Origin of the sequence: Bacillus sp. FSL K6-1003 (genome assembly GCF_037964945.1) — a bacterium.
Classification (GTDB): Bacteria; Bacillota; Bacilli; order Bacillales; family Bacillaceae; genus Bacillus; species Bacillus mojavensis.
In genome coordinates this window covers 422,800-436,006 of record NZ_CP150176.1, presented here as the reverse complement: position 1 = coordinate 436,006, position 13,207 = coordinate 422,800, and the positions used below count along the sequence as shown (strand labels likewise).

Annotated in this window: 12 protein-coding genes; 4 read left to right on the top strand and 8 right to left on the bottom strand. The window is 45.3% G+C overall.

Features of this window, described 5'->3' with window-relative positions; genetic code table 11:
- The first annotated feature begins 5 nt into the window (after positions 1-5).
- Complete coding sequence (locus tag NSU16_RS02200) at positions 6-1,460, top strand: ABC transporter permease (RefSeq protein ID WP_339191953.1); 1,455 nt, start codon at positions 6-8, stop codon at positions 1,458-1,460.
- A gap of 15 nt (positions 1,461-1,475) precedes the next feature.
- Positions 1,476-2,156 (top strand): ABC transporter ATP-binding protein, encoded by a 681-nt coding sequence (locus NSU16_RS02195; RefSeq protein WP_339191952.1) that lies wholly within the window; start codon positions 1,476-1,478, stop codon positions 2,154-2,156.
- A gap of 100 nt (positions 2,157-2,256) precedes the next feature.
- Here NSU16_RS02195 and NSU16_RS02190 read toward each other — a convergent pair whose 3' ends face one another.
- Genes NSU16_RS02190 through gerKA form a run of 3 tightly spaced genes read right to left on the bottom strand, consistent with a single transcriptional unit; the run spans position 2,257 to position 6,246 of the window.
- Complete coding sequence (locus tag NSU16_RS02190) at positions 2,257-3,381, bottom strand: spore germination protein (protein ID WP_168746926.1); 1,125 nt, start codon at positions 3,379-3,381, stop codon at positions 2,257-2,259.
- A gap of 26 nt (positions 3,382-3,407) precedes the next feature.
- On the bottom strand, positions 3,408-4,628 hold the full coding sequence (locus NSU16_RS02185) for a Ger(x)C family spore germination protein (protein ID WP_286059732.1): 1,221 nt from the start codon (positions 4,626-4,628) through the stop codon (positions 3,408-3,410).
- On the bottom strand, positions 4,618-6,246 hold the full coding sequence (gene gerKA / locus NSU16_RS02180; RefSeq protein ID WP_010333014.1) for a spore germination protein GerKA: 1,629 nt from the start codon (positions 6,244-6,246) through the stop codon (positions 4,618-4,620). Before gerKA ends, NSU16_RS02185 begins: the two co-directional genes overlap by 11 nt.
- A 128-nt stretch (positions 6,247-6,374) precedes the next feature.
- Between gerKA and NSU16_RS02175 the strand changes: the two genes are divergently transcribed.
- Complete coding sequence (locus NSU16_RS02175) at positions 6,375-6,596, top strand: hypothetical protein (RefSeq protein WP_010333013.1); 222 nt, start codon at positions 6,375-6,377, stop codon at positions 6,594-6,596.
- Positions 6,597-6,612: 16 nt separating this feature from the next.
- Here NSU16_RS02175 and NSU16_RS02170 read toward each other — a convergent pair whose 3' ends face one another.
- A complete protein-coding gene (locus NSU16_RS02170) occupies positions 6,613-8,367 on the bottom strand; it encodes a right-handed parallel beta-helix repeat-containing protein (protein ID WP_339191951.1) in 1,755 nt (584 codons plus the stop codon).
- Positions 8,368-8,647: 280 nt separating this feature from the next.
- On the opposite strand from NSU16_RS02170, the gene NSU16_RS02165 reads away from it, so the two are divergent.
- Positions 8,648-10,126: a peptide MFS transporter gene (locus NSU16_RS02165; RefSeq protein WP_326194989.1), complete on the top strand. Its 1,479-nt coding sequence runs from the start codon at positions 8,648-8,650 to the stop codon at positions 10,124-10,126.
- Positions 10,127-10,161: 35 nt separating this feature from the next.
- Here the strand turns inward: NSU16_RS02165 and NSU16_RS02160 are convergent, their stop codons facing one another.
- The 4 genes from NSU16_RS02160 to bsdC form a co-directional block, all read right to left on the bottom strand.
- Positions 10,162-11,007 carry an alpha/beta hydrolase gene (locus tag NSU16_RS02160; RefSeq protein WP_339191950.1) on the bottom strand — a complete coding sequence of 282 codons (846 nt, stop codon included), beginning with the start codon at positions 11,005-11,007 and terminating at the stop codon, positions 10,162-10,164.
- A 73-nt stretch (positions 11,008-11,080) separates the two neighbouring features.
- Positions 11,081-11,545 carry a pyridoxamine 5'-phosphate oxidase family protein gene (locus tag NSU16_RS02155; protein WP_339192633.1) on the bottom strand — a complete coding sequence of 155 codons (465 nt, stop codon included), beginning with the start codon at positions 11,543-11,545 and terminating at the stop codon, positions 11,081-11,083.
- Positions 11,542-11,769, bottom strand: a complete 228-nt coding sequence (bsdD, locus tag NSU16_RS02150) for a phenolic acid decarboxylase subunit BsdD (protein WP_010333008.1) — start codon at positions 11,767-11,769, stop codon at positions 11,542-11,544. Before bsdD ends, NSU16_RS02155 begins: the two co-directional genes overlap by 4 nt.
- A gap of 16 nt (positions 11,770-11,785) precedes the next feature.
- Positions 11,786-13,207 carry a phenolic acid decarboxylase BsdC gene (gene bsdC / locus NSU16_RS02145; protein WP_339192632.1) on the bottom strand — a complete coding sequence of 474 codons (1,422 nt, stop codon included), beginning with the start codon at positions 13,205-13,207 and terminating at the stop codon, positions 11,786-11,788.

The following is a 13,207-nucleotide window of genomic DNA, read 5'->3' as shown; positions in this document are numbered from 1 at the left end:
CATACATGAATTTTATCAAACGGGCTTTTTGGAACATGAGGGCCAAAAAAGGAAAAACGTTTTTGCAGTTATTTGTGTTTGCAGTCATTTGTATATTTGTTCTGTCTGGCCTCACGATCCAGTCAGCAGCTCAAAAATCCAGCGACCTTGCCAGACAGGAGCTGGGCGGAACCGTTACGCTTCAAGTTGACCGCCAAAAACAAATGGAGAAGCAGCAGGACAGCGGTGAAAAACGCAGCTTCGAATCTACACCGATAAAAGTGTCTGATGCCAATAAGCTGACAGCGCTTGATCATGTGAAGAGCTACAACTTCATTACGTCAGCCTCAGCCAACGCCGGAAATTTCGATGCGATTGAAAGCTCAAGCTCTAGTGATTCGAGCACAGACTCAAGCTCAAGCGATACAAAAGGCGCTCCAATGGAAGGCGGGAAACAAATGGTTCAAGCAGATCTTTCGATTGAAGGTGTCATCAGCACGTCGCTGTTAGAGGAATTCTCTGACGGAGATGCAAAAATCACAGATGGGCGCGCGATTACAAAATCTGATGTCGGCAAAAAAGTCACAGTGATCAATGAAACATTAGCAGAAGAAAATGATCTAAGCGTTGGGGATTCCATCACAATTGAATCAGCAACAGACGAAGACACAACAGTCAAACTGAAGATTGTCGGTATTTATAAAACAACGTCTTCAGGCGATGACCAAGCCCAGAATTTCTCATTCTTAAATCCTTACAATAAGCTTTACACACCTTACACAGCAACAGCAGCTCTGAAAGGTGACGATTATAAAAATACGATTGATTCAGCTGTTTATGATATGGACGATGCTGAACATATTGATGCATTCGTTAAAGCAGCGAAGAAAACGTCAATTGACTTTGATACGTTTACATTAAATACAAACGATCAGCTTTACCAGCAAATGGTCGGCCCGATTGAAAATGTAGCTTCTTTCTCTAAAAACGTTGTGTACCTTGTATCAGCGGCAGGCGCTGTCATTCTAGGCCTCATTGTCATGATGTCAATCAGAGAGCGCAAATATGAAATGGGCGTGTTAATGGCGATCGGTGAAAAACGCTGGAAACTGATCGGACAGTTCTTAGCTGAGGTTCTGATCGTGGCTGTTATCGCGATTGGCATTGCATCATTGACGGGAAATCTAGTTGCGAACCAGCTCGGAAATCAGCTTTTATCCCAGCAGATCAGTTCATCAACTGATTCAACACAAACCGCAAGCGGCCAAATGCCCGGCGGCGGGGGCGGCATGGGCCGCGGAATGTTCGGCCAAAGCTCTTCAAACGCGGGCGTCATTGATTCACTGAATGTGGCCGTTTCTATGAACGATATGCTTGTTCTCGGCGGAATCGGAATGGTAATCGCTGTGATTGCAACGCTGCTGCCGTCTATTTCAGTACTGCGGCTCCACCCGAAAACAATATTGACTAAACAGGAATAGAAAGAGGCGAATCGAATGAGCTTATTAGAATTTCAACAAGTCGGCTATTGGTATAAAGACAAAAGCCAGCCCTTGTTTCAAGATATAAATATCAGCTTTGAAAAAGGTAAATTTTATACAATCGTCGGCACTTCAGGAACAGGAAAGACGACCTTTCTGTCTCTGGCAGGCGGACTTGACGCACCTAGAGAAGGACAAATTCTTTTTGGCGGAAAAGCTGTTTCCAAAATCGGACTGGCGAATTTCAGAAATAAATACGTATCAATTGTCTTTCAGGCGTACAACCTGCTTCCATATATGACCGCTCTGCAAAATGTGACAACCGCCATGGAAATCACAGGTTCAAAGGAAAAGAACAAAGAAGCATATGCGTTGGAGATGCTGGAGAAGGTCGGCATCAACGAAAAACAAGCCCGGCAAAAGGTGCTGACATTAAGCGGCGGACAGCAGCAGCGTGTTTCCATTACAAGAGCATTTTGCTGTGACACCGATTTAATCGCAGCTGATGAACCGACCGGAAACCTTGATGAGGATACGTCAAAAGAAATTGTGCGGCTCTTTCAGGATTTGGCGCACAAAGAAAATAAATGCATTATCATGGTGACGCATGATGAACAAATTGCAAGGGTATCTGATATAAACATCAGACTTTCACGAGGAAGCTTTACTGTGACGGAAAACGCCGCAGTCGTATAAAAAACGCGCCTCTGCCAGTGCAGACAGGGGCGCAACCTATATCCCCCTTTTATATAGATGTGAACGGTAAAAGAGCGGCGGCTGCATCCCCCCGCTCTTTTTATTGTTTCTGTTTATCAGCCTGCTTTGATTTCTCTCTTCTTTTCTTTTTCCAAACAGCGAGGATAAACAGAAATAATGGAAACAGCAATTGAAAGGGCAAATGAATGTACAGCGGCACTACCTTCAGCCCTTCATTTAAATGCTCTGAAAAATTGGTGGCAATTGTGATGGAGAGGATGAGTATGCCCAGTCCCATTGGATATGCCAGCTGTGAAGGATTTTTTTCCTTAAAGAGAGTGGACGTACCCACCACCACCGCATACAGGTAGAGGCTGACTTTGAAGAAGCCGCCGATAATCAGTGCCAGCATAAAAAAGATATCAAGCCGATCCAGAAATTCCTCCACTTTAATTGTCTGAATCGTACTTAAAAGCGGAAACTGCGATCGCAATGTCAGATCAACATCAAGCACACTGATATTAATCGCTACGGTAAGCGCCACAATCAATCCGCTGATGACCATAGCGAGCATCCCCACTTTTTTGACATTCTTGCGATCATTGAGATTGGGGAAAATCATGACAAATAAAACAACTTCACCGAACGGCACATACATGGTTTGTGTAAAAACAGAATGAATAACAGGGAAAACCCCGTCTGCTAAAACTGGTTTTAAATTTTTCAGATCGATGGAACCCGATACAATGATCAGCACGAGACCGAGCGCACCCAATAGATACATGGCCCCGAAGAGAAGCTCACCCGCCCGCGCCAGCACTTCAATTCCTTTTCTGACGGCATATATGCAGACCACCATTAGTAAAGCATTTACGATGATAATCGGAGTATCATGGTAAGCAAATGTCAGCAGCATTTCTCCGAAATCACGCAGCACCCGGGCGGCAATATATGCAAAATATAAGATATATAGAAATGAAAAGGTCCAGCTCAGCTTTTTTCCGAGCATATCATCCATGTATTCTTTTGGGGAGAAATCCGGATAGCATTGATAGATCCCCTGATACAAGTAAAAAAGAAACAAACCAACTGCACAGCCTAATAGCACAGCGATCCAGGCATCCCGGCCCGCCATTGTTCCCGGGGTAATCAATAAGGAGCTGCCCAGCTCGAATATGATCATCATGACAAACAGCTGCCTAATGCTGATTTTGGCTTTTTCCATCTGTCACTTCTCCTTTCTCGACCTATTCATCGATTAAGCTGGTTTCTGAGCGGATTATTTCGCAGCCCTGTTCTTCTGATATAGGTCTCCGCCTTTACATCGACAGGCAGATCAGGCAAATATTCTTTGTCCCATGTATCCCTCATTTCTTCCCACTGCTTCGGATACTTTCTGTATATCGTGTCTCCGAATCCGATGAAGTCAATTTTATGTTCCTTTATGTTTTCAACCGCATGGCTGATTTCCTTTTCCAGCTGTTTGTTGAGTGCTTTTTCGATATCGGCTAACACCTTTGGATCAGACAAATGAAATGGATATTTTACTGCGTCTATTATGCCTTCAACCGTCACGTGAACATGAATGCGGGGACGGCCGTTTCGTATCTCCGGGGTAAGCTTTGTTGCCTGATGCGTGACCTGTAAGCTTACCGCATCTTTTGTCTTGCCCCAATCGGCATTAATAAAGGTGTGCTGGATTTGATTCTTAAGCCAGACGATCCCAACGCTTTCCTTATCCTCAATCCAATATTTTAAATGGCCTGTTTTATCAAACACCGCCAGACCGTTCGCCTGAAGAATGGCTTGCGGGTCAGTCGCCTGTGTGTTTTCCAGGCTGACTCCTTTTTTATCGTCCCCGATCATCCTGTATCCGGGGATCACCGGCGCTTCGGTGGTGATGGCAAGTGTTTTCAAGACATCTTGGATACTGGTTTTAATCACCCGCCCATATTGCGCTTGCGTGAAGTCGAGTGTTTTATTGACTTTATTGGACGGAATTTTATCAATCGGCGTAAGCGTTTTGACGATGTTTTCGGCTTTCGTTTTATGGGCGATGACAATCGTTGCCGTTGTCCTGAATTCCGTATCACGGTCAAGGTTGTCTAACACAAAATTCAAACCTTCCTCTCTCGCCAGCTTTTCACTAACCACGACCAGGTTGGTATGTGCAAAGTAAAGCCGCCTGGATACTTTCATAGAGGCTTTCCTCAGCGCTTCTGTCATGTTGTCGCCTACTATGGAATAGACGGATATAGGCGGTCTGTCCCCCGCACCCCCGCCCTGAAGCCCTCCGGCAACGTTTCCGGGATTAATGATCTGAAAGTGCAGGACGTAGTTCCCTTCATTTGTCCGATCAATACCGATTGCCGAAATAATCGCAAGATCTGTCAGCTCGCGCTTATCCCAGCAGCCGGGCAGCACAATGATGCTCAAAAGCATGATAACAGCTAATACACGTTTACGTATCATCATGATCTCCTTCTCTCAACTCTTTGTTCACCATTCCGCGTGAACCATCCGGCTGAGGACGCTGGTCTTTCCCCTGGCGAACCTTATCTTTCTTGCTGATGGATTCGGGCCTTTTTTGATCGGCCCACCAAGGAACACGGAACAGCGTGTCTTTCACGCCTTGTGAAGAAAAGGGCGCAAGCGGCGACATATAAGGAACACCAAAGGAACGCAGGCTGCATAAATGAACAAACATCATAATAATTCCTAATACCAGCCCGTAAAAACCCATTACGGCAGAAGCAATGATAAAAATAAACCGAATGAGGCGGGCAGATATCGCCATGGCAAACGCCGGCGTTGCGAAGCTGGCAATGGCCGTTATGGCAACGATGATGACCATTGCCGGAGACACGATACCAGCCTGAACAGCAGCTTGGCCGATAACCAGCGCACCTACAATGGACACAGCCGATCCCACAACCCTCGGCAATCTGACCCCAGCTTCCCTGAGAATCTCAAACGCAACCTCCATTGTGATTGCTTCTACAACGGCCGGAAACGGAACGATTTCCCGCTGGGCAGCAATGACGACTAACAGCTGTGTCGGAATCATTTCCTGATGAAACGTCGTGGCTGCCACATAAACAGCCGGTGCGACAAGTGAAATAAAAAAGATAAATATCCGCAAAATCCGTATACTTGTCGCAATGTCAAAGCGTGAATAATAATCTTCAACAGACTGAAAAAATTGAATAAATAAGGCTGGGGCAATCAGAACAAACGGTGTTCCGTCCACAACGATCGCAAATCTTCCTTCTAACAGATTTCCTGCGACGACGTCAGGGCGTTCCGTGTGATACATGGTCGGAAACGTCGTAAACGTTTCATCTTCGATCAGCTGCTCGATGTATCCGGATTCCAAAATACTGTCAATGTCTATTTTTTTCAGGCGCTGCTTCACTTCCTTCAGCACCTTTTCATCACAAATGCCTTGAATGTACATAAGCGCGATATCCGTATTGGTCACAGAACCGATTTTCATTTTTTCGACCCATACATTGGGATTTTTAATATATCGCCGAATCATGGAAATATTGGTTTGCAAAGACTCTGTAAACCCTTGGCGCGGACCACGGAATGACACCTGGGTGCTCGGCTCTTGAATGGAGCGGTGCTCTCCCCCCTGGGTGCTGCAAATAAGCGCCTCATCAGAACCGTCCGCAAAAACCAGCGCATTTCCAAGCATCAATTCAGTGAACAGCTTGTCCCAGCTCTTTTCAGCTTTTACGCCGCCCAGCGGAAGCGTTTTTTCAAGGATCTGCTTCATTGCATGGGCGTTTTGGATGGCTTGATCCTGAATTAAAGGCTCGATTAACGATTCATGAATCGTATTATTATCAACCAAACCTGCGACATAAATAATGGCCAGGTGAACATTATCCTGTTCCCCTGCTTTCACTTCCCGTATGATGACATCAGAGCTGCTTCCGACTTTCTTCTTCACGTCCGCCACATTTTTCGCCAAACTTGAGGAAGCCAGAACGGGCCCTTGTTCTTTTTTCTGCTGATTTCTATCTTCTTGTTTCTGGCTGTCTTTCGTCTCGGTATTTTTCTTTTGCTTAAAAAATGACGGCATACACAAAATACCTTCCCTAATCGTTTTCTCATATTCTTCCTGTTAGCCTCAGGATTATGCATGTGACTGGGCGATCGGGGTATAACTCTCTCATAAAGATAGACACTAAAAGCGGAGGGTGATGAAGGATGAAAATATTAGGCGTGACGGCTGTTTTATTAATTTGTTTGTTAGTGATTTCAGTTTCTATGGATATGCTTCAAGGATTCAGTTTGGGAAAAGCCATTTATAATAATATGTCCAGCTTCAAGATGACATCGGTTGCGGAATGGGCGATGCTTTTATTTTTTGTTTTGATATTGGCGAGAGATATATTCGCGATCTATAAATCGAACAAAAAGAGCCCCTAGAGCGAGGCGCTTTTGTTCAGACGATAATATTGCCGTTTACCTTATCTCTGCTGTTATTGGTGATGGTTCCTTTGATGATTCGATTTCCGATGATGGTGGAATTCGTTGAGGTGTCCGTTTGAATAGCCACCGCCGTGCTTGGGGAGAGATTGTTGATGGTGTTCCCTGAAATGATAGAGCCTGAGGAGCCGTTGAGATAAATCACAATTGGTTTGCCAGCTGTTCTATTGACTGATATGGTGTTATCAAAAATATCATGAACGCCGGTACTGATATAGATGGTTACTAGAAGAGGAGATTTTTCAAAGTGGTTTCCGATTATAGAGGTTTTTGCACTTGTCGTACAGTAAATCGGGTAATTTTTAAAGTTTTTAAATGTATTGTTTTTAATGATCGCGCCAGCATTGTTTGTAACAGAAACGGCATACGACTCAAGGGGCGCTTCAAACGCATCGGGGTTCAGTGTATTTCCTTCGATCACCGCGTTTCCTTGAGTGATCCAAATGCCGCGGCTGAATTTTCTCAGCACATTATCTTTAATAATCATATCGCCTCCTGAAATGTTCACCCCGTCGATGACTTGAATAAGACAGTTATTCAGAAATGCGGTATCATCAGACAGCACCGCCCGAAGACCGGTACTGCGCCTTGTTCCAGAGAGTCCGTTTTGAATCTGGTTGCCATCTACCTTTACGTCGGAAGACTGATAAACCAATATCCCAGTGTTTTCAAAATTGCTGATTTTGTTGTTTGTGACAAGAACGCTCTTTCCCCTGACATCAATGCCGGTTGAAAATCCGGTAATAAGATTGCCAGCGATCACTGCATCACTGCTTTCTTTTCCTTGTGAAACACCCAGTCCGGTAATCCCGACTCTAGGCGCCGCAGCCCCGTCTCCCGCCCTTCTGAGAATATTCCCCTTAATAACCGTTTGAGTGCCGTACCCATAGCTGATCGTATTGTCTGAGTGGTTTCCTTCTATTGAAATGCCGTACCCGTTAAAATTGGTCACAGAACTTGAAACGTTTCCATTAAAATAGTTATTGCGAATCGAAACATTGATCGGTTCCTCATAATCAATATTTCCTTCACCATATCCTTCAATGTCAATTCCGAATTTCGGCGCTGTTCCATTTCCCGTTCCGGCATCTTCAATCACGCAGCCCTCCACCGTAACTGTGTCACATCCGGTAATCGAAATGTTATTTCTTCTTGATCGCCGAACCTTACAGCGGCGGATGGTAATGTGCTTTGATGTTCGATAATCGTCATTTGTCTTTAAGCCCCGTGGACTGACAATGATCCCATCTCCGGTAAAATCAGAAATGTTGACATCCTCAACGACAACATTCGAACACCCTTCAATACAAATGCCGAAGCCCCATTCATGTGTTGACCTTACTCCCGCTGACGCATACGTATGCTCATCGCGCTCGCCGATAATTTGTCCACCGGAAATGGTTATATTCTCTTGCTTGCCTACATAAAATGCAGAATACCCCCATGAGCTGTTCGGAATGACTTTGATAATACACTCAGAGTCCATGACAATATGAAGATTGCCGGGAACAATAATCCCAGCGTTGCGAAACACCTGATTCGCATCCCCTCCAAGTGTCCCGTCAATTAAATATGTTCCTTTCGGGAACCAGACTGTATGGTACCCCTTTGAAACAGCCGCCTTGAGGCATTGATTAATCAGTTCTGTCGAATCCGTTTTTCCGTCCCCTGAAATACCGAAATCTGCTGCATTCAAGATGAATTCAGCCAATGATCCAGCCTCCTCCTGCATGATTGATACTATGATATTCGCGGCAGCCCGATCCGCTTGTACATTTCTCTAAAATTTTATTGAAAAAGTATAAAGAAATACTATCGTTAGAAAATGTAACAAAATGAGACATAAGGAACAGGAAAAACTCACTATTTTTATACCCTTATAGTTTTTCCATTCTGGAACTTCTTGAAATAAGTATAATTTATATTGACACAAGTATTATATAAGAATATGATTTTTATAATACACTTTTTTAAGAAAGGGTTTGGCTGACATGGCTTCGATTGATAACGAAACTATCATCAAAAGCGTCCCGCAAAAAGGGTTCTTTGGTCACCCGCGAGGACTATTTACTCTGTTTTTTACTGAATTTTGGGAGCGTTTCTCCTACTATGGCATGAGAGCACTTCTTCTTTACTATTTGTATACAGAGACAGTAAACGGAGGGCTCGGCTTTGACAAAGGCACTGCGGTTGCTATTATGTCAATTTACGGATCTCTCGTATACATGTCCACTATTATTGGCGGATGGCTCGCTGACCGGTTATTCGGTACTGCAAACACTGTGTTTTACGGCGGGATATTCATTATGTTCGGCCATATTGCACTCGCCTTTCCAGGCAGCACGACAGCATTCTATATCAGTATGGCGCTTATCATAATCGGGACAGGTTTATTAAAACCAAACGTTTCAAGCGTGGTTGGAGATCTTTATACAAAAGAAGACGCGCGCCGCGACTCAGGTTTTAGCATCTTCTACATGGGGATCAACCTCGGCGGTTTACTTGCGCCGTTAATTGTCGGAACACTCGGACAGAAGTACAACTATCATCTTGGCTTCGGAGTTGCCGCAGTCGGAATGCTACTCGGACTTATCGTATTTGCTCTGACAAGAAAGAAAAACCTCGGGTTTGCAGGTTCAAATGTGCCGAACCCGCTGTCTAAAAAATCAGCGATTGGCACTGGCATCGGGGCTATCATTGTGGCGATCGCAGTGATTATTGCTTTGCAAACAGGTCTGCTGACGATCAATCGGTTCATCGACCTTGTAAGTATTCTCGGTATTTTAATTCCTATTGTTTATTTCATTATCATGTTTACTAGCAAAAAAGCCGACAAAACAGAAAAATCTCGTCTTGCCGCTTACGTTCCTTTGTTTATTGCTGCTGTCATGTTCTGGGCCATTCAGGAACAGGGAGCAACTATTCTTGCGCTTTACGCTGACGAACGCACAAGGCTTTCAGTGGGCGGATTAGAACTTCAGTCATCTTGGTTCCAATCATTAAACCCATTGTTTATCGTCATTTTCGCACCAATTTTCGCATGGTTTTGGATGAAGCTTGGCAAACGCCAGCCGTCTACACCAGTTAAATTTGCGCTCGGAATTATTTTAGCCGGCTTGTCATTTATTATCATGGTATTCCCTGCCATGCAAGGAAAAGAAGCACTCGTCAGTCCGCTTTGGCTCGTTCTCAGTTTCCTGCTTGTCGTACTGGGAGAGCTGTGCCTGTCTCCAGTCGGTTTATCCGTTACAACAAAACTGGCGCCAGCTGCATTCTCTGCACAGACAATGAGTATGTGGTTTCTGACGAACGCAGCAGCCCAAGCAATCAATGCCCAAGTAGCCGGGTTGTTTGATAAAATACCTGAAACAACTTACTTCGGTACTATCGGCTTGATTTCTATCATACTCGGCGGCATTCTGCTGCTGATTTCACCGATCATCAAACGTGCGATGAAAGGTATCCTATAATAAAGAAAATCCCGCAGATCAGCCCTGCGGGATTTTTATTCGTCTATCCATTTTATTAAGCTTTGCTCGAAGGTGTGCGGTTCCTCCAGCATCGGCTGGTGCCCGCTCTTTTCAAAGATGACCTTTTTCACATGCGGATATAAGCCGTCAACGGCATCCCACAACGATACAGGAGCAACCAAATAGTCATACCTTCCTAAACCGACATAGACAGGAACACGAACGTCTGCTAACCGCTGTATGAGGTTCATCTGCGCGAAGGTATGTCCCCATAATTCATCTATGATTGGCATATTGGTGGAAACACCTTCCCATAAAGCTGCCGCATCCGGTCTCTCTTTATAAAAGCTTTTCGCTTCAGCGCGAATGCACATGTGCACGAAACGTCTTTCAGGCTCTTTTTCTATGTCACCTGCTAAACTAGCAATATCTTTTTCGAAACGTTTCTTTCTCTCAGGACTGGCTGTTTCCCTAAAAAACGCTTCACTGTCCTGCTGTCTCTTTTGACTGTTATCAGGCGCTGAATTGAGAAGGACGGCCTTCCGCACATGCTCAGGATATTTTCTAGCGTATTCTAATGCCATAAACGCGTGCCCCGAATGCCCCATGATGATAAAATCCTTAAGCTGGAGATGGCGTCTTATCGCTTCAATATCGTCCAACACCGCATCCAGGCTTTGATCTTCCGGCCGCAGCGCCCGCGCCGGCTTGGCAAAACCTCTGTGATCGGCAAAGACCCATTGATATTTCTGTTTGATATCCTCATGAAATAGACGCGGGTAGTAAACCGCACTGCCGACCACGAGAATCGATGCGCCCTCTCCTTCAATACAATAAGATAAATCAAAACCGTCTGAATGACAGATCCCCTTTGTACCCATTCCTCACGCCCCTTTGTTTTTATATGTTTCATTATAAAATAAAAGCCTGACGCATGGCGTCAGGCTTTTTCATTTATCGTTTTAATTCCTCCAGCGTCACTTTCCATCTGTTCAGCACTTCGTCAGCATGATGAAGCTGTATCCTGACGCCGGAAGTTACATCAGCGTACTTTGCAGCATCCTCCTTAGCTGAAGCGATACGGCAGGCAAAGCGTTCCCTGTCATAGACCGCATCGTTCAGCGGCGGGAGCGGCTCACATTGCAGTTTCACGTAATGAGCAGCTCCCTTCCACCATGCAGTGAGCTGAGCTTGTCCCGTACGAAGGATATTTCCCGCGGTCTCTGTGTTTTTCCACAGGGCGATCCGAATATCCGTCCGATTCAGGGCGATGATTTCTCCTGCGCTGATCATGGCGGCATGCGGCATGCCGTCCTCTGATACCGTCTGCAGAACGAAGGCTTCATGCTGCTTCTCTTTCAGGCGTTCTCCGTCAAGCAGCTCAAAGAGACGGTCTGATAGTTGATTCACGCCGATCAGGCCTTTCGTTCCGGAACAGCGGGGACTTCAACCGCTGTTTCTGTTTCTTTTGGATCGATTTTAAAGGCTGGATTATATTTTTCTGGATTTGTAATGCTTTCTGGTTCACAGGATCTCCATGTAAAAAAACATGTTTGGCATTGATAGACTTCCCATGCGCCTTTTACAGGCGATTTGCTCATGACTTCTCCTTTTTTTGAATCACATCGAGGACATGTATGCATATCAAATCATCCTTTCCTATTTATTCATCAAGTCCATTAGTTTTTGTTCCCATTCTTTTGTTGTTAATGGAGAATCAAGCGGCTGTGAGTAATGGCCTCTTGTTTCCGGCGCAACAGGTGTTGTGGCGTCAAGAATCATTTTGTGTGTGATTCCTGATGGATTTGATCCCGGGTCAAGCGGCAGAACTGATAAATCCGGTATAATGACCGCATCGTGTTTCGGATGCATTTTTGTAGAGAGCGCCCACATGACCTGCGGCAGGTTGAATGGATCGACATCCTCGTCGACAACGATAACCATTTTGCAGTAGCCTAGCCCGTGCGGGGTTGTGAGCGCTCGCATGCCGACCGCTTTCGCAAATCCGCCGTAGCGGTTTTTTGTTGATACAATCGCGATTAACCCGTGAGTGTACATGGCGTTCACAGCCACAATTTCATTCGGATACGCTTCTTTTAACTGCTGATACAGCGGCACACAAGTATTAATACCGATCATGTAGTCACATTCTGTCCACGGCATGCCTAAGTATAAATGTTCAAAAATCGGGTTGTTTCTGTGATACACACGTTTAATTTTGATAATCGGCATGCTGCGTCCGCCGGAATAATGCCCAGTAAATTCACCGAATGGACCTTCATATTCACGTTCTCCGGCAATGATTTCTCCTTCGAGCACAACTTCTGCTCCCCATGGAATATCAAGGTCAGACAGCTTTGATTTTACGATGCGGTACGGTTCTCCTTGGATTGCTCCCGCCATTTCGTATTCGGATTGGTCATAGTGAAGCGGAGTGGATGCCGCAGTTGTAATGACCGGTTCACATCCGAGCGCAATCGTGACCGGAAGATTGATGCCGCGTTCTTCCGCTTGGCGCAGATGGATCGCAATATCGTGCTGCGGCACAGGCTGTATGCCGAGGCGGTCTTTTCCCTTTACCTGCATTCTGTATATGCCGACATTCTGTTTTCCGAAGTTGTCAGGGTCCTCAAGATCACGAGAGATGACGCATGCTTTGTCTAAATAGTAACCGCCGTCTCCTTGGTTAATCCTGAAAAGAGGCAGGATATCGAACAAATTGATGTCTTCTGTGATTTCATTTTCATGAAATGGCGCTGTTTCTTCGCGTTTGACCTCCATCGGAAACTGTTCATATCGCTTCGCGAATTCAAAAAACTGCTCTTTCACCGGTGTATCTTTCGGCAGTCCGAGCATCATCGCGTGGTTCGGCCAAGAGCCGATGACATTCATCGCGATTTGCGCATTGTTGTAGCCGTAAATATTGTTAAATAACAGTGCGGGGCTTTTATCGCCGAGGTTGCTGGCTGCCCGTGCAGCTGCTCCCAGATCTGGCTCAGGCTTTACCTCTTCATTCACCGTTAACAATTGTCCCTCTTTTTCAAGGGCAGCGAGAAATTCTCTGAAATCTTGATAAGCCAT